Annotated in this window: 2 protein-coding genes; both read left to right on the forward strand. The window is 58.4% G+C overall.

Features of this window, described 5'->3' with window-relative positions; genetic code table 11:
• A partial coding sequence (locus AC1D0Z_RS22975) for an LSm family protein (RefSeq protein ID WP_477660439.1) occupies positions 1-421 on the forward strand: 421 nt, incomplete at its 5' end.
• A 32-nt stretch (positions 422-453) separates the two neighbouring features.
• The coding region (locus AC1D0Z_RS22980) for a NusA N-terminal domain-containing protein (RefSeq protein WP_477660440.1) at positions 454-919 on the forward strand (466 nt) is incomplete at its 3' end.

Consider the following 919-nt stretch of genomic DNA (forward strand, 5'->3'; position numbering starts at 1 on the left):
GGAAGTCGAAGGCGCCGAATATGCGCGGCTGGAAGTCAGTTCCCCCGGCATCGACAGGCCTTTGCGCAACGAAAAAGATTTTGAGCGTTTTGCCGGTGAGCTGATCGACATCACGCTCAAGGCACCCATTGGCGTGGCTGCCAGCGCCGGTTCAACCGTCGCGGCCAGCCGCAAAAAGTTTCGCGGCACGCTGGAGCGTGTCGTGGCCGCGGACGGCGTGGCTGGCTGGCAGATCGTGTGGAGCGATGAGCCGGCCGTCAAACCCGGCCAGAAGGTCAGTAAGAAGAAGGTTCCCGCACCGCTGCAGGCGTTGGGTTTTACCCTCGATGAGATCCAGCAGGCGCGCCTCGCGCCCGTGGTTGATTTCAAGGGCCGTAAACCCAAAATAACGCCTGGTGCCGAACCCTCTGCAGAGAATTAATTTCAAGAAATGAAGAAAGGCAGGCTTGTGAAATGAATCGCGAACTGTTGATGTTGGTTGATGCCATCTCGCGTGAAAAAAATGTGGAACGTGACGTCGTCTTTGGCGCCGTCGAGCTCGCGCTCGCCTCGGCCACCAAAAAGGTGTACGAAGGCGAAGTGGACATCCGCGTAGCCGTCGACCGTGACAGCGGCAATTACGAAACCTTCCGCCGCTGGCTGGTGGTTCCTGACGAAGCCGGCCTGCAGAACCCTGAAGCCGAAGAGCTGGTCAGCGACGCACGCGACGAAATCGCCGACATCGAAGAAGGCGACTACATCGAAAAGCCGGTTGAAAGCCTGCCCATCGGCCGTATTGGCGCTCAAGCGGCCAAGCAGGTCATCCTGCAGAAAATCCGTGACGCCGAGCGGGAAATGCTGCTCAACGATTTCATGTCGCGCGGCGACAAGATTTTTGTTGGCACCGTCAAACGCATGGACAAGGGCGACATCATTGTCG

The sequence above is a fragment of the Polaromonas sp. P1_E3 genome (assembly GCF_056405935.1).